General features: G+C 41.1%; 13 protein-coding genes and 1 tRNA gene. 3 read left to right on the forward strand and 11 right to left on the reverse strand.

The genetic code is table 11. The features are described 5' to 3' along the window. Nucleotides 1-5: 5 nt before the first annotated feature. The 9 genes from ACTNDS_RS07885 to ACTNDS_RS07925 all read right to left on the reverse strand — a co-directional run bounded on the left by ACTNDS_RS07885 (nt 6) and on the right by ACTNDS_RS07925 (nt 12,831). Nucleotides 6-1,385 carry a topoisomerase DNA-binding C4 zinc finger domain-containing protein gene (locus tag ACTNDS_RS07885; RefSeq protein ID WP_441034860.1) on the reverse strand — a complete coding sequence of 460 codons (1,380 nt, stop codon included), beginning with the start codon at nt 1,383-1,385 and terminating at the stop codon, nt 6-8. A gap of 25 nt (nt 1,386-1,410) precedes the next feature. Then, complete coding sequence (locus tag ACTNDS_RS07890) at nt 1,411-2,373, reverse strand: DUF4062 domain-containing protein (RefSeq protein WP_441034862.1); 963 nt, start codon at nt 2,371-2,373, stop codon at nt 1,411-1,413. A 15-nt stretch (nt 2,374-2,388) separates the two neighbouring features. Further along, nucleotides 2,389-5,079: a TnsA endonuclease N-terminal domain-containing protein gene (locus tag ACTNDS_RS07895; protein WP_441034863.1), complete on the reverse strand. Its 2,691-nt coding sequence runs from the start codon at nt 5,077-5,079 to the stop codon at nt 2,389-2,391. A 4-nt stretch (nt 5,080-5,083) separates the two neighbouring features. Beyond that, a complete protein-coding gene (locus ACTNDS_RS07900; RefSeq protein WP_441034865.1) occupies nt 5,084-6,793 on the reverse strand; it encodes a site-specific DNA-methyltransferase in 1,710 nt (569 codons plus the stop codon). Between the two features lie 27 nt (nt 6,794-6,820). Further along, nucleotides 6,821-9,685 carry an ATP-dependent DNA helicase gene (locus ACTNDS_RS07905; protein WP_441034867.1) on the reverse strand — a complete coding sequence of 955 codons (2,865 nt, stop codon included), beginning with the start codon at nt 9,683-9,685 and terminating at the stop codon, nt 6,821-6,823. Between the two features lie 82 nt (nt 9,686-9,767). Next, nucleotides 9,768-9,953 carry a DNA-binding protein gene (locus tag ACTNDS_RS07910; RefSeq protein ID WP_441034869.1) on the reverse strand — a complete coding sequence of 62 codons (186 nt, stop codon included), beginning with the start codon at nt 9,951-9,953 and terminating at the stop codon, nt 9,768-9,770. 282 nt (nt 9,954-10,235) lie between these two features. Continuing rightward, nucleotides 10,236-11,606: a 23S rRNA (uracil(1939)-C(5))-methyltransferase RlmD gene (gene rlmD, locus ACTNDS_RS07915; protein ID WP_441034871.1), complete on the reverse strand. Its 1,371-nt coding sequence runs from the start codon at nt 11,604-11,606 to the stop codon at nt 10,236-10,238. A 5-nt stretch (nt 11,607-11,611) separates the two neighbouring features. Then, on the reverse strand, nt 11,612-12,559 hold the full coding sequence (locus tag ACTNDS_RS07920; RefSeq protein ID WP_173743172.1) for a 3'-5' exoribonuclease YhaM family protein: 948 nt from the start codon (nt 12,557-12,559) through the stop codon (nt 11,612-11,614). Between the two features lie 187 nt (nt 12,560-12,746). Then, a tRNA-Leu gene (locus ACTNDS_RS07925) sits at nt 12,747-12,831 on the reverse strand. 241 nt (nt 12,832-13,072) lie between these two features. On the opposite strand from ACTNDS_RS07925, the gene ACTNDS_RS07930 reads away from it, so the two are divergent. From ACTNDS_RS07930 to ACTNDS_RS07940, 3 genes are read left to right on the forward strand one after another with little or no spacing between them, the layout of a single operon-like run. Continuing rightward, nucleotides 13,073-15,454 carry an endonuclease MutS2 gene (locus tag ACTNDS_RS07930; RefSeq protein WP_441034873.1) on the forward strand — a complete coding sequence of 794 codons (2,382 nt, stop codon included), beginning with the start codon at nt 13,073-13,075 and terminating at the stop codon, nt 15,452-15,454. Between the two features lie 21 nt (nt 15,455-15,475). Then, nucleotides 15,476-16,177, forward strand: a complete 702-nt coding sequence (locus tag ACTNDS_RS07935; protein ID WP_173743175.1) for a response regulator transcription factor — start codon at nt 15,476-15,478, stop codon at nt 16,175-16,177. Further along, on the forward strand, nt 16,174-17,586 hold the full coding sequence (locus ACTNDS_RS07940; RefSeq protein ID WP_019160992.1) for a sensor histidine kinase: 1,413 nt from the start codon (nt 16,174-16,176) through the stop codon (nt 17,584-17,586). Before ACTNDS_RS07935 ends, ACTNDS_RS07940 begins: the two co-directional genes overlap by 4 nt. A gap of 81 nt (nt 17,587-17,667) precedes the next feature. On the opposite strand, the gene ade is transcribed toward ACTNDS_RS07940, so the two are convergent. Then, a complete protein-coding gene (ade, locus tag ACTNDS_RS07945; protein ID WP_441034875.1) occupies nt 17,668-19,392 on the reverse strand; it encodes an adenine deaminase in 1,725 nt (574 codons plus the stop codon). Nucleotides 19,393-19,670: 278 nt separating this feature from the next. Continuing rightward, complete coding sequence (locus ACTNDS_RS07950; RefSeq protein ID WP_441034877.1) at nt 19,671-21,647, reverse strand: oleate hydratase; 1,977 nt, start codon at nt 21,645-21,647, stop codon at nt 19,671-19,673. Nucleotides 21,648-21,880: the final 233 nt, after the last annotated feature.

Consider the following 21,880-nt stretch of genomic DNA (forward strand, 5'->3'; position numbering starts at 1 on the left):
TTGTTTTAGTTACGTATTTTTCTATTATACCGGCAAGTTGGGTAATTACTGCATCCCATGAAGCGTCCGTACGGCCCACTCCTCTCGCGAAGTCTTCCCCCGCACTCCGGACATACATTCGGATCATACTTGCTCCTCAATTTTGCTGTTTGCTCTTCAGCTCTTTGTTTAACAGCCGGATTATTTGTAGAACATTCCTTGCAAGTTCCTAAATTAATGTGCCCTGCTCCGCCATAAGTGTTAAACTCACTTTCCATCGCAATCTTTCCACAAAATTCACATTTAATCCAGCGGTTTCCTGCTGCATCTCTAACTTGCGTTTCCTGCTGTGAAAAATTTGATTCCATATTACGCTTAAAATCTTCTTCTCTCTGATGCTTCTCCTCCTGCTGCCGCTCAGCCTCTTTTCTTCTTTTTTCTTCAAATTCCTTCTGACGCTTTTCTGCTTCTTCTCGTTGCTGTTGAAGTCGTTTCGCCGCTTCCTCACGTTGACGTTGCTGTTCCTGCCTATGGCGTTCCTCTTCCTCCTGCATTCTTCTAATATACTCTGCTCTTAATCGCTCTTGCTCAGCTCTACGTTCTTTCTCAATCTGCTGTTCAATATAAAAATTAGCCTTAGCTGCAGATAATAATTGTTCCAATGTATTGCCTGCATATATTATTTCATTATGAGCTATCGAGAAATCGCGCAATTCCCCTTCAGCAAAAACGCTCTCCTTCCAGAGTCCATCCAGGTCCTTTTCATAAAATACTGCCTTCAAACAAGCCTTATCATACTCTGCTTCTTGAATTGACAACAACAAGCAAAAATTCTGCCTATCCTGTAGTTTCATAAGCGCTTCCGGATATTGGCCATCGGTACCACCATTTGACTCATCCACGATGTATACAACTTTTATTCCTGATAAATTGCCATCCAATACATCCAGCTTATCATCAAGCACATTTGCACGTGTTCTCCAATAACGAATAGCAAATTTCTTTTCCAATGATAAGAATGTAAATTCCGGTTTTCTTTTAGTATCTTCTACTGTATCTATCGGAACCCTTGATTCAATATCATTCGCTTTAAGCTTATCGTCCAGCCAGCATTTTAATACAATCTTGGAATCAACTGAGGTTTTACCCTCTGTTGGCATATTGCATTCATATGTACCAGTTCCCGGTTTTTCCCTAAAATGCTGCTCTCTTAAATTTTTATCACCAGCCACGAGAATCAGGTTGGTTCCACATCCACATGGACAAAACAGTTCATTGTTCTGGCTCTTAGCTCTTAATTCTTTTAATTTTTCCGGAATATTTATCTGCTGGCCATTGATAACCGTATAGATAGTTTCAATTCCAATATATTTACCATTGCAGAGTGCTACTGTTCTCTGTGCCATACGGATATCACCACCTTTCTCATGTTTAATCTTTTAGTATATTTTCTGCAACATCATACCCTTTCTTTGAGAGCTGATATATTTCACCACTATTCCCAACCACTATAATTAAAGCATTATGAGCGAGTTCATCTACTGCCGCCTTCCAGATACTTAATCCCTTACCTATTTTGTCAGAATTCATTACAATACCATTGGTTTGAATTTCTGTACCTTCAAGAGAAGATATTACTAAGATTTGACCTGCCGGATCATTAATAGCTTCTTCAAGTAATTTCTTTGCCTCATCAGATAATTTAGGAATTACTATTTTATTCTCATCATCACGAAACATTGCATCAATATCAGCATCCGAAATTGGTTCCCATGTCATTCGTGTTTGCTCAACCTTTTCCAATATCACTGTTTGTAAATTGTCAATTTGCTTTTGTATTTCTATAAAACCCGATTCATCTCCAGCAATTTTAATGGCTTTTTCTGCTTGATCGGCTCTTACCCAGCCAGATCTTGGCGCATCATTAATTATCTTTGGAATAGCCATTGCAATTTTATACTTAAGCTCATTTTCATCGGAATAAAAATCTACAAGTCTTCCAGCATTCTTTACATCATTGCGGAATCTTTCAACATTTTCTCGCTCCTCATCCGTTTTGCCCACTTTTGAAGCAACTAAATTTCCAATATCACTAACTAAAAAAGCAATAATGGGAATATTATTGGCTACAGCATATTTATATTCCTTTTCCGTATAACTAATATTTTCCGTCGGATCAATGGAGCCATACTTACCCGCAACAATTAAAAGATAATAATCACTCATATTTATCATTTTTTTAATATATTCCCATTGACTCAATGAACTTGCTGGAAATTGTTCCATGCCTACAGGAATACAATTCATATCAAGCAAACAACTTATCGCAGCCTGACGCTCCGATTTTAAATCTTCATATGTTGAACTTACAAAGACTTGGTACTTCTTTTCCAAAGAAACACCTCCTTTTTATTTCTTGTCACATCCATATGGTGCTGGGTCTTCAGCAACCATAGAAAGCATACCTTCACCCGCATAATCATAATTAACGATTTTAGACACTCCATCAAGATATGCAAGGATATGCGTATTCATAATCTCGCTTCCAGCGTACATCTTATACTCAACACCACTGGCCACAGCCATTTCGTGGGCGGCTGCCGCCTTTGCTTTAACAACAGCATCATCTATCTTATTGTCACCCTTAACTTCAATAAGCTGGTAAGAACCATCATCCAACTTCGCCAAGAAGTCAGGATAGTAATGTCTTACACGGCCTGATTCCGGATCATAATACTGCACCGACAAATCACCCTGATTTGCTGTAAACATACCTGTGAAGTAGATTTCTTTAATTTTCTTATTAGTAATATACTGCATGAAGCATTCCTTTTCTGGCAATGAATCGAAGCAATATGTGTCGGCATGAAAACTCTTAGCAATCTGCTCCGGTGTAAGACCACCATAGCAATTAGTAATAACCAAATCATCTTTTGCTGAGAATTCATAATAGCCTGCATCCTTTGGCTCACGCAGAAGCACCAATTCCTTGTCTTCTGTTTTTAGCTTAGTCTTCACTTCAAACAGAGCATGGAAAATAGCCGGTACAATTACATCATCCAAAATCTCATTATACTTATTGACAGCTTCAAGAATAACATCAATGCCATCTACTGCTTCACGCAGGATTTTAGCAGTTAAAACACATGAGATATTCAAATATCGAGCTACTTCGCCTACAAGAGAAAATTCACTAAACTTCTTCTGTTCCTTAATGAAATCGATATTCTTCTCCTTTACAGATGAATCACGTGCAATACTGTCCTTTTCGTACATAATACTCTCATATTTAGCATAATCGATTTCACTGATTTTGAAATCCACAGGCTCAAAATATGCCTTTTCATCCAATGTATACTCATGCCAAATTTTCTTGAGCAGGATTTTACGAGGTGGTGGAAGTACACGAACCTTATACTGAGATTTTTTCTTGGTATTTCCGGACTTGATATCTTTAATCTCCATATTAAAGTTCTTGTGCAGCTCATCATCCAAAGTATCATAGTTTTCTTTTGATAAAAATACAGTTGCTGTCAATCGCTCGTCTGTAATATTTCTCAAACAGCGCATTGTCGCCTGTAACACAAAAATCTTTGATTTAGGATTACGGAACATCGCCACGCCAAACAGAGACCTACAGTTCCAGCCTTCTTTACCTTTATCGACTAGAATAATAAACTGCTTGTCATTACCTTGACTACCACGTACATCAAGGTCATTGAAGTTACGGATATCTTCATTCTTTGTATATTTCGTATCACCAACATTAAGAAGGATTGAGCTGGCTGGAATCCCTAAATCAGCTAAAATCTTCTCAAGCGCAGGTCTTACTTCATTTGCTGCCTCTTCCACTCCGGAAGCATAGATAGCGAGCTTAGGGTTAAGGCCTTCGTATGTCTTACCGCCATATCTTTCCCAGAATGTAGTTACTGCTAAGCGCAAAAACTCTGTACTCTTTACGTTTTCAAACGCAATAGGGTCAGCATCCTTCAGGTATCCCTTCCAGATAGATTCCTTCAATCCGTAAGCATACACTACCTCAGGCAATATCTGCTTATTAACATAAGGAGTACCTGTATAGTTATAACAAGCAACAATTGAAGTTCTCTCGGCTAACATATTGATGGTAGCACGAAGGCTTGTCTTATCATTCTTCTGGGCACGAATCTGTTTTTCAAGGTCGGCACCAAACAGGTGATGTGCCTCATCTACATAAACACCGAGCTGTGGCAAACGACACAATTTCTTAAAACGTTGATTGTCCATAAGAGATGCATCGTCCCATGCGTCATCGAGCTCCGAATTATCGTCACCATAAATTGATGACAGAAGAGACCCTTGGCCGAATAAAACTTCGCCCGGCTTAGGTTCTTTTCTCTTCTTTTTCACGATGATTTTTTGCGTGTTTGAAATAATAATATTAAAGTCCGAGTCATCTATCGTATGAAGCGTAGTTCCCGTTTCCTCAAGGAAGTGGAACTTAATATTTGCATCCAATACACGTGCGTATTCAGGAGGAACCACCTTATTCTTATCGAATGTGATAATCTCTCTTAGAGACTGCAATACAGTCTTATCCGGTGCAAACACCAACGCATTATGACAGAAGCGTTTATCTCTTGGATACTTATTTGCAAGCAAAAACTCATAGAAAATACAAGTAGCCATAAGAATTGTTTTTCCAAGGCCCATTGTAAGAGCATAAATATAGTTCGGATATGCCTCTCTATATTTTTTCATCTGCTTGAAAAGTGTATCTGTAACCTGTTCTGTCTGATAATCAAAGAGACGCATCTGACCACCATTATTTACAGAATAATAGGATGCATCAGAGAATTTATCTCTACGATTTCTCCAATCATCAAACATCTCGTAAACCTGCGGATTGCCCATAAACTCCTTTATGAAGACATACATTTCCAGAGCCTCAAACTGAGGTGTACGAAGGAATGCATCCGGGTTTTCATTTCTATCGTTATATGCGAGAAATTTCTTTGTTAGGTCGTTATATCGAGAACGAATTTTACCACGGTTTGTATCGTAGTAATATTTCAATTGCTGATAAAACGCAAATTCCTCGGAATATTGCATTTGAGCCATTGCATTACACCTCCAATTCAAGAGATTCTGAAAGCAGGTCAGTTATCTTAATCTTAATGGTTCCGGCATTTTCAGGGATGTCATATACACCAACAACCATTTCTTTTTTATCTGGTACATCTGTTACTGCCGGCTGCATAACCACACCGTCGTAGTTCCAGTCAATCATAATGGATTCTACGAGCTGTCTCCAGTCTTCAACATATTCTTTTTGGAGAGACAGTTTCTGCATCAGGTTCATAGGGTAGAATGCACAAATTACGAGTTTTCCACCTTCACGAACTACTTCGGCCTCAGCTTCTCTCTTAAGCTGCAAATCAGCCTTGTCACGAAGGATATCCACAATCTGAATATCCAGTTTGTATTCAGAAAGCTCAGCTTCTAGAGATGCTTTCAAATCTGGTTCGTGACCCATACATACGATGGTGATTCTTTCTACTGGTTGAGTTGGATTCTCTTCCTTGCGCTTCTCATAAGTCTTATATGGAAGATTCGCTTTTAAAGATTCCAAATCAGCTTTTGTAGCGATACGATTCACTGGCATAATCTTAACCATACGACCATCAAGCTCACCATCCCATATATCACTTTGTGAAAATGGTTGTATTTCAAGAGCTTCAATCAACAAATTTTTAGCCTCTATCGGATTTCTGAAAAAATCATAGTTATTTACATTATATATTTCAAAGCTAGTATATTTTCCCTGCTCCTCTCCAATTTCTTCTGCTATAGAAATCAAACGTTTAGTAGTCGTTTGAATCGAACCCAAATTAATATCTGCACCAATAAATCTTCTGCCAAGTTTCATGGCCACAGCTTGAGTCGTTCCACTTCCCATAAAACAATCGAATACTAAATCCCCCGGATTAGAAGAAGCCTTTATTATTTTCTCTAACAATGCCTCCGGCTTTTGCGTTGGATAGCCCGTTCTAACACTTGCTGATGGTGCTTCAATAGATACGTCCAATACATCCTCAGGATATTTTCCTAATGGATTAAGCGTTTGGCTACCAAAATTTATGCCATTTCGCACATTATTGATTGCATGACTAAAGCGTTCTACCGTAGCTGCAGCATATTCTGTTCTAACCTCATCGGCATTGAAACAATAATCACTGGTACGAGAATACACAAATAAATTATCATGTCGTTTCGCCCAACAGCCTTTTGGTGTTCCTGCACCAGAATAATGCCAAATAACCTCATTGACAAACTTATCTGGCCCGAAAACTTCATCCATTATCATTCTTAAATGGTGTGCTTTGTGCCAATCACAATGCAAATATATGGTTCCAGTATCAGATAGCAACTCTCTCAAAATGATTAATCTTTCATACATAAACTGAAGATACTCGTCATTTGTCCAGATATCGCCATACTGTTTTTCTTCAAATGATGTACTATCCGTTTCAGCTTTTCCAACGCCCTTAACTTCAATCTTCTTCTTGTAGTCGGCTTTACTATCGAATGGCGGGTCGATGTAGATAAGGTCTATCTTCCCACGATACTCCTTCAGCAAGTGACTCATTACCTGCAGGTTGTCGCCCCAGAAAATCTTATTTATCCAATTGTCCTTCTCTTCACCATAACGCTCACGAAGCTGCGCTGGATAGTATTGCGTGGAACGGTATGGCCTCTTACCCGTCCATCTAAGTTCAGGAAAGCCCTTGATAGTGGGCCTCTGATTAAATTCAAATGTCATCTGTCCATCCATAATGTATATCCTCCAAAAATTTGGTTATTATTGATTTTGGCAGTAGAACCTAAAGTCGCAGTTCTTACATACCTTAATATCGCTTGAACACTTACGATAATCCTTCTTCATAATCTTCTGCACCGTTTCATCAAATGCCGCTATCGTTCCCTCAACAGCAGTCTTGGTATATGGATAGGTTATAGTAGGTACACCGTTTTCCTCGCCAGTATAATACAGGTGCATCTTACTAACTTTCTGTCCAGTACGCTCTTCAATCAAATGCGCATAGATATGAAGCTGTCTACGATACTGTTCCAAGCGTTCAGCCTGTTTAATCATATCAGGCTTCTTTTCTGATTTAAAATCTACAATCTCAACAGTACCATTTTCACCTTTTACAAGGTCAATCTTGCCTTCGATGATATAGTCAGGCTTTACAAGACTTACATCAACCTCAGCCTGCTGAATCAAAGACCAGTCACCATGCTGGCGGTCAACATAGCGAAGCACCTGCTTCAGAGCTGCTTCTCTCTGAGGCTCTGCAAGGTAGGTATGTTCTGTCTTAGAAATAGACGCATAATTCGCATCAAACCACTTTGTAACATTGTCAGCGGTTATAGTAGACTCCTCTTTTCTGAGAGCAGCTCTATGCACGTCTTCTATGGTTTCATGTACCAACATACCGAATATCATCGCACCGGCACGAACTGGCATAAATTCCAATTCTTTATAGAATTTATACTGAAGTGCGCAGGTTTCATATACGGTAATGTGAGATGTAAACGAGAATGTATCCTTTAAATTTACTGCCTTCACTTCTTTGAAACTGAAATCATTTATATTAAATGCCTCAGAATCAACGCTTTGCAGCTCCTCGTATAAATCTTTAAAATACAAACTCGGCGTTCTTTTATTCTCATCACAAGTCAACACCAGCAAATCCTGCGCTCTTGAGAACGCTGTGTAGTACAATCTCCAGAAATCAAAGAACTTCGTATATTCATAAGGCTCATACGCAGGCCTCTTGAAATACTTATCTTCAATATCCAAAATAAGGTCTCTCTGGTTCTTGCGTGGTACACCAGAAAGTGAATCTACAAATACAATCGGGAATTCCATTCCCTTTGACTGATGTATCGTCAGGAATGATACGCATCCGCTTGGTGCATATTCCGCATCATCTTCGTATTCGCTGATTCCGCCATCGTACAGCAATCTCATATAGAGATTAAAGAACTTTTCTGTGTTGCTGTTAATAGTCTTTCCATTCAAGACATCAATTCTATGTAAATATTCAAATTTACCGATTACCTGCGATAGCAATGCAAGGTTTCTAGCTGGCCTTACATCTACAACACCGGCGGTCATATCCGTGGAAAGTATCGTCTTAAACGGTTCATATTCAAACATCTGATACAGCAAACCGGAGTATGTGTAGTCGGTTGTGCCGGTAAGTCCAACATGAATCTTACCGTGATGACGCAACCACCTTACAAAATCACTATTTTCCGGCTTAGTCAGAAATTCATTAGCCGCCACAATACAGCTTCTGAAATATCTCACGTGTTCCGGCTGTAGGAATTTATATTCTTCCTGCTCAAGTCCCATAATATATTTCGGGAAAAGCAGCATCATACTTCCTAAAGCAATCTTTATCTCATCACGTTCAAAGAACATATCAGAACGTGGTGAATACACATTGATGTGATTCTTTTCTAAGAAGGCTGCTAATTTAGTAACCCTCTCGTGTTTTACTGAACTGAATAAAAACGCAATCTGATTATAATTCGTCAGTTTACCCGATTCCTTCAGTTTAGTGATAAATGCCAGTATCTTCTCATGCCACTCATCTTCATCTTCAACGCTGGCCAATTTTACAACAGCAGGGCTTTCAATCGCACTCTTCGCATGAGGTTCAATCCTCTTCTCATAGCGATACTTGTCCCAATGAAATTTGAACCTTGCTCCATCTGTCGTCGCCATCCACTCATTATAAAAATCGACAATATCACTATTGGAACGGTAATTTATAACCAACGGAATAATCTTGCATTTACGCTCCGGAAACTTCTCCGGAAATTCAAGTATATTTCTTATTGTCGCACCACGGAAACGATACAAACCTTGGTCATCATCTCCCACGACACAAATATTCTGTTTTTCGCCACCAAGAAGGAACACTATCTGCTCCTGAATAAAGTTCGTATCTTGGTATTCATCAATCATGATATATCGCAGCTTATTCTGTAATTCTTGCAGAATAGCCGGATTATCCTTCATTAGCCTATATGCTTCTGTCTGAATGGATGCAAAATCCATCAGATTATTCTCTTCTAAGATATCCTTGTAAACCTCTAATACACGCCCCAATGTCTGTATCTGAGGATTCCCATCTGCTTTCAGCTGAGCAGGTTCTACGAGCTCTTCGAGAAGATTATTTACATACACGCATATTTCTTGCGCCATTTTCCATGAGCCGCTAGGAAAAATAGTGTCAACATCTGGTATCGCTCTGAACTTGCTTATATTCTGAAACACCGTATAACTCTGGTCAAACGCATCCAAAGTACGATAATTTCTCTTGAGTCGTGTATACTCCAAATGTTCCTTGATAATCCTCAAGCACAGCGAGTGGAATGTTCCAATATACATATCATTGACATTAACAACAATTCCACGCTTAGAAAGTTCGTTTGTAATACGTGTTACAAGCTCCTTCGCAGCTTTCTCGGTAAATGTAGCCATCAATATCTGTTCAGGCTGAACACCGCATTCCTGAATCAGATAAATAGCTCTCTGTACCAGTGTAAAAGTCTTGCCTGTACCGGGGCCTGCTGTAATAAGCACTGGCCCATCCGAAGTGGATATAGCAAGTTTCTGTCCGTCATTAGCATTTCCAAAATCGAACATTAAACGACCTCCTCCTTTACTATAAGCATATATGTAGGCATAATTATTTCATTATCATCCTCTCATAAATGTAGTCCCAAAATCAAGACTTTATATACTTCCCGGACTTAATTCTTTTATCAACCGGTTTCTCCGCATCTTTCGGTATCGCCCACGAATGCCCAAATTTCATTACTCCCGGCACCATTCCCTCATTACAGATGGTCTGCACTCTTCTCACTGAAAGATTCCATTTTTCTGATGCTTCTTTGATTGTCATATACTCCATATTATTCACTCCATCGAATCATACAAAAGTAACCATTTTACCATACTAATATTATAAGCGTTGAAACGCCGAATATCAACAAAATTCTGCATAAATTTCGGCGTACAACCCACTACCTCACCGCGCACTCCTTCCAACAAAAAATACCTTTCAGCGAACAGTCCTCTAACCTCGCCAAAAGGTATTTATTTTTAACACCCTATTCTATTTTCTGGTTTCATGCACATAATTTTCAGCACTATTTTGTAGATATGTTTTCTTCAAAACACCCCTCAAACCCGCCTAAATTTGGCATTTCTTAGAGAGTAAACATACCGTCTCCACATGAACCGTCATCCCAAATTGATCCACCGGACATACCTTTCTAAGCTCATATCCCCTCTCACACAGATACTTCAGATCCCTTGCCAGCGTCGCACTGTCGCAACTTACATACACAATCCTTTCCGGGTTCATCTCGACCATGGTCTCCAGCAGAGTTTCATCACAGCCTTTTCTTGGCGGGTCTACAACGATGACATCTGCATAAACGCCATTTTTCTTATACTCTCTTGGCAGCACTTCTTCTGCTTTTCCCACAAAGAACTCTGTATTCTCCAGGCCATTAAGTTTCGCATTTTCTTTCGCATTCTCTATAGCTGTAGGAACAATTTCCACACCGCGGACAAATTTTGCTTTCTGTGCCAGGAACAGGGAGATTGTTCCGATCCCACAGTAGAGATCCCATACTGTCTCTTCCCCATGAAGATCTGCGTATTCCAGTGCCTTTGCATAAAGCTTCTGGGTCTGCATAGGATTTACCTGATAGAAAGACAGAGGAGAAATCTGATAGGAAATATCTCCGATCCTGTCTGTGATATATTCCTGACCCCAGAGCAAACGGATTTCCTCACCAAGGATTACATTACTGTGTTTCTTATTTACATTGATGGTGATGCTTGTCATTCCCGGAATCTCACACAGAGATTTTACAAGCTGTTCCTCTTTCGGAATCTTATTTCCGTTCAGGATCAGACAGACCATCACTTCTTTTGTGAAGTATCCGTAACGGATCAGGACATGGCGCACCAGCCCTTTGCCTGTTGCTTCATTATATGGTTCAATCCCGTATTTCTCCATATGTGCGATCACACGGTCCAGAACTTCTTTATTCTCAGGTACACCAAGTGCACAGTCACGGTTCTCGATAATGTTGTGGGTTCTTCCTGCATAGAAACCTGTAACGATTTTTCCCTCTTTATTTCTGCCTACAGGAAACTGTGCCTTATTTCTGTAATGAAAAAGTTCATCCATGCCAATGATCGGCTCCATGGGGATATCTGTAAAGCCGCCGATACGTTCCAGATGTCCCTTCACCTTATTTGTCTTAAATACAAGCTGCTGGTCATAGGAAAGTGCCTGAAGCTGGCATCCGCCACACTGACGGGCAAATTCGCACTTGGGCTCAACTCTGTACGGAGATGGCTTCAGCACTTCCATAAGACGTCCGTAACCATAATTTTTCTTTGCCTTGATAATTTTGGCTGTTACTGTATCTCCGATTACTGCGTCCTTGACAAAAACGGTGAAGCCATCGGCTTTTCCGATACCTTCACCGTCAATTCCGCAATCTTCTATCTCTAACGTAACAAGATCGTTCTTACGAAATTCCATAAAGATTACACCTCATCTGTTCTTCTTAAGTTGGATTCAAACAATTTATTATATCCAAGCCATTCTTTTTTGCTCTTGTTTGCTGCAAAAATCTCTGTGATGGTTTCCATTCTTGCATCTGTATTATCTGCAAGATTGAGGGCTACAGCCTCCACCAGCGCAGGTTTCTTCGGGGAACCGTATTCCAGTTCTCCATGGTGGGACAGGATACAATGGATCAGTTCATTCTTAAGCACCTCCGGAAATTCCGGTATCTGGCGTGCAAGATCATTGATCATCTGCGCTCCCATATAAATATGTCCCAGAAGCTGGCCTTCATCTGTATAATCATTTAACGGAAATGCAGATAATTCTTTTGTCTTTCCGATATCATGAAGAAGTGATGCTGTGATCAGTAAATCCCTGTTGATGACCGGGTACGCCTTTGACATATAATCGCAGAGTCTGGTCACCCCAAGAGTATGCTCCATCAGACCGCCGATAAATCCGTGATGTACTGTCTTCGCAGCAGAATGTCCTTCAAATGCTTTCACAAAAGCTTCATCTTCCACAAATAATTTCTTCAGAAGTGCAGACAGATAATGATTCTCCACACTGTCAATAAATGCTCTCAGCTGGCTGTACATATCATCTGTGCTGTTCTCACTTACAGGAAGATAATCTGCAGGGTCATATTCATCTTCGGCTGCTTTGCGCACACGCTTGATATTCAGCTGCATAGCCCCTGCAAAGCTGGTTACATCTCCTACAACATCAATATAATCCAGGGCATCGAAATCATCAATTCCCAGAGAATTCGGATCCCAGATCTTGCCATCCAGCACGCCTGTTTTGTCCTGTAAAATTATGTTCTCATATGGTTTTCCGTTCTTAGTCATTGCTGACTGCTTCTGCTTACACAGATATATTCCACTGATTCTGTCACCCTCATGTAATTCATTTAAATAACGCATAAACCTCTGCCTCTCTATCTCTCCATCCATTTGTCACGGTAGTAAAAATATTTTATCAAAAACATGTGAACTTTTTATGAATATCTCTCAGGAAAGCTCTGGAGCGCTTTTAATGCACCGGGAACTATTCTGAAAAATAATAAATAAAAAAGAGCAAATCCATAATTCTCTGGTTTGCTCTCAATCATGCGGAAGATGGGACTTGAACCCACACGAGCGCAATGCTCACAAGATCCTTAGTCTTGCTCGTCTGCCAGTTCCGACACTTCCGCATATCGCGTTTCCATTATAAGTTTTACTTATTGTTGCGACAATTGGTACTATACCAAAAATATTTCCAAGTGTCAAGGGATTTTTTTATTTTTTTTAATAATTTTAACTTTTTTCTTTTCATACCCTTCAAAATCATATATAATATGATATCAGGGTCAAAAAAATCAGAAGGTGTTGATGCCTTCTGATAAGATTTTTGCCCGCAAATTCGATTTATCAATTTTTTATCAGGAGATCAATATGAATCATAAAGCATATAAAGCGCTTGAATATTCCAAAATCATCCATATGCTCACAGACAAGGCATCCTCCTCCATGGGTAAGGATATCTGCCGTAAAACAGAACCCTCTACTGACATTGAGGAAATCCGCCATATGCAGACTCAGACCAGGGACGCTCTGACCAGACTTTTCCAAAAGGGAAATATTTCCTTTGGAAGTGTAAAGGACGTCCGCGGTTCTCTGAAACGTCTGGAAATCGGCAGTTCACTGGGAATCGGTGAACTTCTTGCCATCTGCAGCATGCTTGAAAATACCAACCGCGTCAAGGCCTATTCCAGAAGTGATCGCGGAGATTCCCTTCCGGATTCTCTGGATGGGATGTTCGATGCACTGGAGCCTCTTACTCCTCTCACTACAGAAATCCGCAGATGTATTCTTTCTGAAGATGAGATCAGTGATGATGCCAGCAGCACCCTGCGTCAGATTCGCAGAAATATGAAGATCACCGGAGAGAGAATCCATACCCAGCTGTCCTCTCTTGTAAACGGAAGCGCACGTAATTACCTTCAGGACGCAGTGATCACTATGCGAAACGGACGCTACTGTATTCCGGTCAAAGCAGAATACAAAGGACAGGTACCCGGTATGGTACATGATCAGTCCTCTACAGGTTCTACTCTTTTCATAGAGCCTATGGCTGTAGTTAAGCTGAACAATGATATCCGTGAACTGGAACTACAGGAGCAGAAGGAAATTGAGGTAATCCTGGCAGACTTAAGCCAGCAGACTGCAGCACAGACAGATTCCATCCTTGCAGATTTAAATATTATGGTACAGCTGGATGTTATTTTTGCAAGAGCAGCTCTTGCCATGGATATGAATGCCACAGAACCAATTTTCAATGACGAAGGGCGAATCCGCCTGAAACAGGCCCGCCATCCACTTATTGATAAGAAAAAAGCAGTTCCCATTGATATCCGTCTGGGGGAAGATTTCGACCTGCTGGTTGTTACTGGTCCTAATACCGGCGGTAAAACTGTATCCCTGAAAACCGTTGGGCTGCTGACCCTGATGGGACAGTCCGGTCTGCATATTCCAACCCTGGATCGTTCTGAACTGGCATTATTTGAAGAGGTTTACGCAGATATCGGTGACGAACAGAGTATTGAACAATCCTTAAGTACTTTCTCTTCCCACATGACCAATGTGGTTTCTTTTCTGCAGAAAGCCAATCGTCATTCCCTGGTATTGTTCGATGAGCTGGGTGCAGGTACTGACCCTACAGAGGGTGCAGCTCTTGCCATAGCCATTCTCTCCCATCTTCATGAGCAGGGCATCCGTACCATGGCCACTACACATTACAGTGAATTAAAAGTATACGCTCTCTCCACTTCAGGTGTAGAAAATGCCTGCTGTGAATTTGATGTAGAAACCCTTCGCCCTACCTACCGTCTGCTTATCGGTGTCCCGGGCAAAAGTAATGCATTTGCGATTTCCTCCAAGCTGGGACTTCCTGATTATATTATTGAGAAAGCCAAAGAGCAGATCAGTGAACAGGACGAATCCTTTGAGGATGTTCTCACCTCTCTGGAGAGCAGCCGCGTAACTATCGAGAACGAGCGCCGCCAGATTGAACAGTATAAAAAAGAAGTAGAAACACTCAAAGCCCAGATGGAAACCAAACAGGAAAAACTGGAAGATCAAAGAGACCGTATTATCCGTCAGGCAAATGAAGAAGCCCATGCAGTACTGCGGGAAGCCAAAGAATATGCTGACCAGACCATGAAAATGTTCCATAAATTCCAGAAAGACCATGTGGATCTGGCTGCTGTGGAAAAAGAGCGTCAGGATCTGCGCAAACGTATGAATAAAGCGGAAAAAGGCATGACCCAGAAAACTGCAGTCCAGAAGCCAAAGAAGGAACTGACTGCCAAAGATATCTCTCTGGGAGATGCAGTAAAGGTTCTGAGTATGAATCTGAAAGGTACGGTAAGCAGCCGTCCTGACAGTAAGGGCAATCTGTTTGTACAGATGGGAATTATCCGTTCCAAAGTAAAGCTTTCTGATCTGGAGCTGATCGATGAGGCAGAAATCACCACTCCAACCATGCAGCGTACAGGTACCGGCAAGATTCGTATGTCTAAATCTGCACATATATCCACAGAAATCAATCTTCTGGGAAAAACTGTAGATGAGGCAATCGCAGAGCTTGATAAATATCTGGATGACGCCTATATTGCTCATCTGAAATCTGTCCGCATTGTCCACGGTAAGGGAACCGGTGCCCTGAGAAAGGGTGTTCATAATTATCTGAAACGTCAGAAACATGTAGATTCCTTCCGTCTGGGTGAATTCGGCGAGGGTGATGCAGGTGTGACAATTGTAGAATTTAAAAAATAAATATATGAGGAGGTATTTTACATGGTTTCCAAGCAGAAAATCCTTATCGTGGATGATGATAACAATATCGCAGAGCTGATTGCCCTGTATCTCACCAAAGAATGCTTTGAGACAAAAATTGTAAATGACGGGGAAGAAGCCCTGAAGGAATTCAGGAAATTCCAGCCTGATCTGATCATACTGGATCTGATGCTCCCGGGAATTGACGGTTACCAGGTCTGCAGAGAAATCCGGCACAGCTCTGATGTTCCAATCATCATGCTTTCCGCCAAGGGAGAAACCTTTGACAAAGTTCTTGGACTGGAGCTTGGGGCAGATGACTATATTATCAAGCCCTTTGACTCCAAAGAGCTGGTTGCCAGAGTCCGTGCTGTGCTTCGCCGTTTCCAGGTAAAACAGCCAGCTCCTGTTTCCAATGAAAAATGTGTCCGCTATCCTGATTTGGTCATTAATCTGACCAACTACGCGGTCACCTATATGGGAAAACAAATCGACATGCCCCCTAAAGAACTGGAACTTTTGTATTTTCTGGCAGCTTCTCCTAATCAGGTTTTTACAAGAGAACAGCTGCTGGATCATATCTGGGGATATGAATATATCGGAGATACCCGTACAGTAGATGTACATATTAAGAGACTTCGGGAAAAAATCAAAGATAACCCTGCCTGGTCTATTGCCACTGTCTGGGGAATCGGCTACAAATTTGAGGTGAAAAATCAATGAAACAGCATCACCTCTCCACAAAATTTCTAAGATTCTATATTGGTATAGGAATCCTTGGATTTTTTCTGGTAACCCTGGTCGGCTCTTATCTGGTAGAAAAACACTATGAACATTTTCTTAGTTCCACCTTATACAAGGAAGGGTACAATATTGCCTCCAGCGATCAGGTCAAAGCAAGCATGGATTCTGAAAATATCAGCGATCTTCGGCCAGAGTTATCTGCAATCGCAACTTTTCAGGATGCAGTAGTATGGATCATCAACAGCCAGGGAGAATTAAACTACAGTACTGCAGAAGATATTGATCCTGCTCACCCCATTCCATTAGACAATTTTAATGGATCCATCTGGAATAACAACTATTATGAGGTAGGAGATTTCCAGGGATATTTTCCCACCAGTCATCTAAGCATAGTTGTACCTGTCTCCTCCGATAAAAATATCCTTGGATACATTGCCCTGCACTACGATATGGCGAATCTATATCAAAACCGCAGTGATATTCTGATGATCATGCAGATCATCTTTCTACTCTGCTATATAGCTACCAGCGGACTACTGTGGGTCTATAGCCATTACATCCGCAAGCCTCTTACCCAGATTATGAAGGGGGCATCCGAATATGCAAGTGGAAATCTGGAATACCAAATCCAGGTTAACTCAGATGACGAATTGGGTTACCTGGCCCGAACCCTGAACTATATGTCCGATAAGCTGAACAAAAACGGAGAGTATCAGCGTAAATTCATTGCCAATGTGTCCCATGATTTCCGTTCTCCACTTACCTCTATCAAGGGATATGTCAATGCGATCCTGGATGGTACAATCCCCTATGAGATGCAGGAACGTTATCTAAAGATCATTGCCTTTGAATCCGAACGTCTGGAAAAGCTTACCCGCAGCCTGCTCACTTTAAATGAACTGGATATGAAAAAACGAATGATGCATATCCACCGTTTTGATATCAACGATACCATCCAAAACACGGCTGCTACCTTTGAGGGAACCTGCGCCGGACGTCAGATCCGTCTGGAACTGCTGCTTTCAGGCAGGGAACTTTATGTCAGGGCTGATATGGAACAGATCCAGCAGGTACTGTACAATCTGTTAGACAATGCCATTAAATTCAGTAATGACTGCTCCTCTATCCAGATTGAAACTACGGTAAAAAACGGCCGGGTATTTGTATCTGTCAAAGACCACGGTTCCGGAATTTCCAAAGATAATATTTCAAAAATCTGGGATCGTTTCTACAAAATTGATGCCTCCCGGGGAAAAGACCGCAAAGGCACAGGTTTGGGACTCTCCATTGTCAAAGAGATCATCAATGCTCATAATCAGAATATTGATGTAATCAGCACTGAGGGCGTAGGAACAGAATTTATCTTTACATTGGAGAAAGCTAAATAAGCTGCTCCCTTATCAATTCTTCTACACCAAAATACCGCAATAAAGGCAACAAAGCTGTCTTTATTACGGTATTTTTGACTTTCAGCCAAATGGCGTCCTTATTATGCTGTCTTCATTTACAAGATAAATTCCTCTCGGTGTGACCCTTATTTCCGGAATTACAGGTAAAGCCATAAAGGACAGTGTAATAAACGGATCAAATCCTTCTTTTACTCCCATCTCATGGGCTTTCGGAATCATTCTGGCAAGGGCTTCATTTACCCTCTCGTATCCAGCATCACTTATCAGTCCCATGACCGGAAGCGGCAAAGTTCCATAAATCTCCCCATTACATACCAAAGTATATCCTCCCTGAGTACGTATCATTTCTTTTACGGCAAGAGCCATATCATGGTCATTGTCTCCTACTACAATAATATTATGGGAATCATGGGAAACGCTGGAAGCAATCGCTCCACCACAGATTCCGTAGCCTTTTACGATTCCTACCCCCATCTTTCCCGTATTCTTATGCCTCTCGATCACTGCAATTTTTTGATACTCCCTATCCGGAGCAAAATATTTTCCACCATTTTCTTCCACCCATGGAACCTCTTCCAGAACGGCCTTTGTCACTATCTGTTTCTCCTGCATCTGAATCACTCGTGCCTTTGTCCCCGGATGTTTCAATTTCAGACGTTCTTCACTGAAACCAGATACATGGACTGTATTTTTCAGGTAAGGCGGACATATCTTTAATTCCGTTTTTTCTTCTTTGATGATCCTCTTTCCACAATGATATACGTCTACAACATTTAAATCTATCACATTATCCAAAATCACAAAATCCGCCTGTCTTCCAGGAGCGATCATCCCAAGATGGCACAGGCCATAACATCTAGCCGCCTGAATCGTTGCCATCTGAAGAGCTTTCTCCACCGGCAGTCCAAGCTGTACTGCACGTTTTACATTGTAATTAATGTGTCCTTCTCTGCGTATTTCCTCAATATGCTTATCATCTGTACAGAAACAGAAACTGGTAGTATCTGTATGATGCTCCACAATTCCCGACACAATTGCATCCAGATTTCTTGCCGCACTGCCTTCACGAATCAACACATACATCCCGTTTCTTGCTTCAGACATTGCATACTCATAGTCCACACACTCATGATCTGTATCAATCCCTCCAAGTACATATGCTGACAGATCACCAGGTGCCAGAAACGGTGCATGACCATCCTTCACTCTGTCCTGAAACAGCTGGAGCTTTTCATGCATGGCAACACTTCCATTAATCACAGAAGGCGCATCCATCACTTCACCAAGTCCCAGAATCCTTGGATGTTCCAGATATCCCTTCATCTTTCCTGCTGTAAGAATACACCCATTATCATCCACATGAGTTGCCGGAACACAGGAAGGCATCATCACATATACATTTGCCGGCACATTATCCGTCTGATCCAGAATATAATCAATCCCATCTGTACCGGACACATTGGCAGACTCATGAGGATCTACAATAAATGTTGTAGTTCCACACTGTGCAGCCTGCCGCACCAGTTCACCTGGTGTTACCAAGGTAGATTCCAAATGCAGATGACTATCAATAAAGCCCGGACAGATCACCTTTCCTTCCAGATCAATCTCCCTCTCCCCCTTATAGGTACCAACACCGATCACGATCCCATCCGCAACAGCCACATCCCTATCAATAAACTCTCCTGTCCCTGAGCTGAATACCCGTCCATTCTTAAACACCAGCTCAGCCTTCTCAATTCCTCTTGCCATCTGAGAATATCTGCGGTACATCTCAAGCTCCATAAAAAACCTCCTTTCGCTCCCTTGAAAGCCTCCTGTTCCACACATTCATTACTACAGCAAAGTTTCCAATATCTTATCATATTTGTTTATTTTTTTCAGACTTTTTATTATCTTAATTATTTTTTTCTATACATTTCATTATATATTATCATCTGTATTTTTAATTTGCAACCTGTTTTTTTTTATCAAAGCAACCTTACGCCAACTTTTATCGGCTTTACAAAAAAAGGCTGCCGGATCTCTCCTGCAGCCTTTTCATATAACTTACATCTCTATATTTACATCATATAATCTTTGATCACATCATGATCTCTGAGTACTTTCTCTACCACAGTTCCCTTAACAGCTTTCAGAAGCGGTTTCTTCAGCATATCCAGTGGTCCCGGAAGTTCAATTTCCAGTGGAGATTTGCCATCCATCAGCTTCACACTGCTGTCCAGTAATTCTCTGATATCGTAAACACTGCCCCAGACTTCCGGCACACCTCTGTCAACACCCAGAAGTCCATATACAGCCTCCATAGCAGTTCTTACGGAATATTCAGTAGTAAATACAGTATCTCTTGGTGTATCGGCAAACTGTCCCAGGAATGCGAAGTTTACGCAGCCATCCGGGATAACATCAGGTCTGTCACCCTTTGTTCTTGGCATAAAGAATGATGTAATATAAGGCATCATAGTCGGTACACAAACTGCACTGTTCTCAGCCATGTCTTCAATCTGGTCAACCGGAACGCCAAGATGATACAGCCACTCTTCTGTGATTTCCTTACCTGTACACTCTTTCATAGGCTTCTTGATATAATCACCAGGTACATCTGTAAACAGACCATATACCCATACACAAACCTTGTCTTTGTCCTGATCCTTGAACTGTCCCTGTCTGTTGATCGTCCAGCTTAATAACCAGCTGGAATCCTGACAGCTTACAATACCACCTGTAACAACCTTGCCTGTTCTCGGATCACGTTTGCAGATATCTGTAATATAAGGAATAATCTTATCATCCAAAGTGGTAACTGTTGCTGACTCCCAGTTTGTCTTAGCAATATCAGAACAGAATTTTTCAGGATGTCCGAAGGACGGATCCTGTTTTGCAATATTTTTCCACAGGCTCCAGCATCCGCTTGTACGAACTTCTGCATCTCCGTTCGGTGCATGATTCTGATCGCCATAGATGGTTCCCTCTGTACAGCTTCCGTTTGTTACAAATACAAGGTCATTCTCTGTAAGAACAATTCCCTTCTCAATACCATTTACCTTGCACTCGATTGCTTTTGCAATCTTCTTATTGCCTTCAAACTCAAAGAGTACATTTGTAACCTCTGTATTGAACTGGAATTCAACGCCTGCTTCTTCCAGATATTTCTGCATTGGCAGGATCAGGGATTCATACTGATTGTATTTCGTAAATTTCAGGGCACTGAAATCCGGAAGTCCGGAAATATGATGGATAAATCTCTGAAAGTATAATTTCATTTCCAGTGCACTATGCCAGTTTTCAAATGCAAACATGGTTCTCCAGTATAACCAGAATGTGGAATCAAATACCTCCTCATCAAATACATCTTCAATTGTCTTATCATAAAGATCTTCATCCTTTGTCATGAACAGCTTCATGATCTCCATGCAGCCCTTCTGGCTCAGATTGAATTTACCGTCTGTATGAGCATCCTTTCCTCTATCCTTGGTTGCACGGCAAAGAGAATAGTTGGGGTCTTCCTTATTCAGCCAGTAGTATTCATCAAGTACAGATACACCCGGTGTTTCAATGGACGGAATACTTCTGAAAAGATCCCATAAGCATTCGAAATGGTTTTCCATCTCACGTCCGCCGCGCATTACATATCCACGGCTTGGATCAAAGATACCGTCACATGCACCGCCTGCAATATCCATCGCTTCCAGAATATGGATATTCTTTCCAGGCATCTGTCCGTCACGTACAAGGAAACAGGCTGCTGCAAGAGAAGCCAGTCCGCTTCCTACGATATAAGCATGTTTGTCATCTACGCCTTCCGGTTTTCTCGGACGTGCAAATGCTTCATAGTTACCGTTTGTATAATAGATTCCCTTGCTGTTTTTCTCATATTTTCCACGTTCTGTATTGCGATATTCACTTGTATTATGAAGTGCGTCATACTCTTCTTTTTTCTTTGTCTCAGCTGTTTTGTATTTCTTTCCTGCTGCCAATGCTGCAACACCTGCTCCTACTGCCAGCGCAGATACCATACCTAAGCCCTTATTTTTACCCATATGTTTGTCCACCTTTCTTATCAGCAGTCTCTCTGACTTTATTTTATCCATCGTCACTGCATTTTATCCATTGTCAGTTACCTTACATTACATGATCCTCTTTGCATCTGAACATTGTATTCTGTGTAATATATTTCTTTTTTGTTTATGGCCGTATCATAGCAGTCCACATTTCTCTTTTCAATTTACAAAACCCGGTCAATGATAAAAAACTTATCATCTGCCGGGTTTTG

The organism is Blautia sp. HCP3S3_C12 (assembly GCF_052064155.1).
Classification (GTDB): Bacteria; Bacillota; Clostridia; order Lachnospirales; family Lachnospiraceae; genus Blautia_A.

Bases quoted from the DNA above. Each gene is read 5' to 3' on its own strand.
- ACTNDS_RS07905 (WP_441034867.1), bottom strand. From the start codon at position 9,685: ATGTTCGATTTTGGAAATGCTAATGACGGACAGAAACTTGCTATATCC.
- ACTNDS_RS07920 (WP_173743172.1), bottom strand. From the start codon at position 12,559: ATGCGTTATTTAAATGAATTACATGAGGGTGACAGAATCAGTGGAATA.
- ACTNDS_RS07935 (WP_173743175.1), top strand. From the start codon at position 15,476: ATGGTTTCCAAGCAGAAAATCCTTATCGTGGATGATGATAACAATATC.
- ade (WP_441034875.1), bottom strand. From the start codon at position 19,392: ATGGAGCTTGAGATGTACCGCAGATATTCTCAGATGGCAAGAGGAATT.
- rlmD (WP_441034871.1), bottom strand. From the start codon at position 11,606: ATGGAATTTCGTAAGAACGATCTTGTTACGTTAGAGATAGAAGATTGC.
- ACTNDS_RS07950 (WP_441034877.1), bottom strand. From the start codon at position 21,647: ATGGGTAAAAATAAGGGCTTAGGTATGGTATCTGCGCTGGCAGTAGGA.
- ACTNDS_RS07930 (WP_441034873.1), top strand. From the start codon at position 13,073: ATGAATCATAAAGCATATAAAGCGCTTGAATATTCCAAAATCATCCAT.
- ACTNDS_RS07910 (WP_441034869.1), bottom strand. From the start codon at position 9,953: ATGGAGTATATGACAATCAAAGAAGCATCAGAAAAATGGAATCTTTCA.
- ACTNDS_RS07900 (WP_441034865.1), bottom strand. From the start codon at position 6,793: ATGGATGGACAGATGACATTTGAATTTAATCAGAGGCCCACTATCAAG.
- ACTNDS_RS07895 (WP_441034863.1), bottom strand. From the start codon at position 5,079: ATGGCTCAAATGCAATATTCCGAGGAATTTGCGTTTTATCAGCAATTG.
- ACTNDS_RS07940 (WP_019160992.1), top strand. From the start codon at position 16,174: ATGAAACAGCATCACCTCTCCACAAAATTTCTAAGATTCTATATTGGT.
- ACTNDS_RS07885 (WP_441034860.1), bottom strand. From the start codon at position 1,385: ATGGCACAGAGAACAGTAGCACTCTGCAATGGTAAATATATTGGAATT.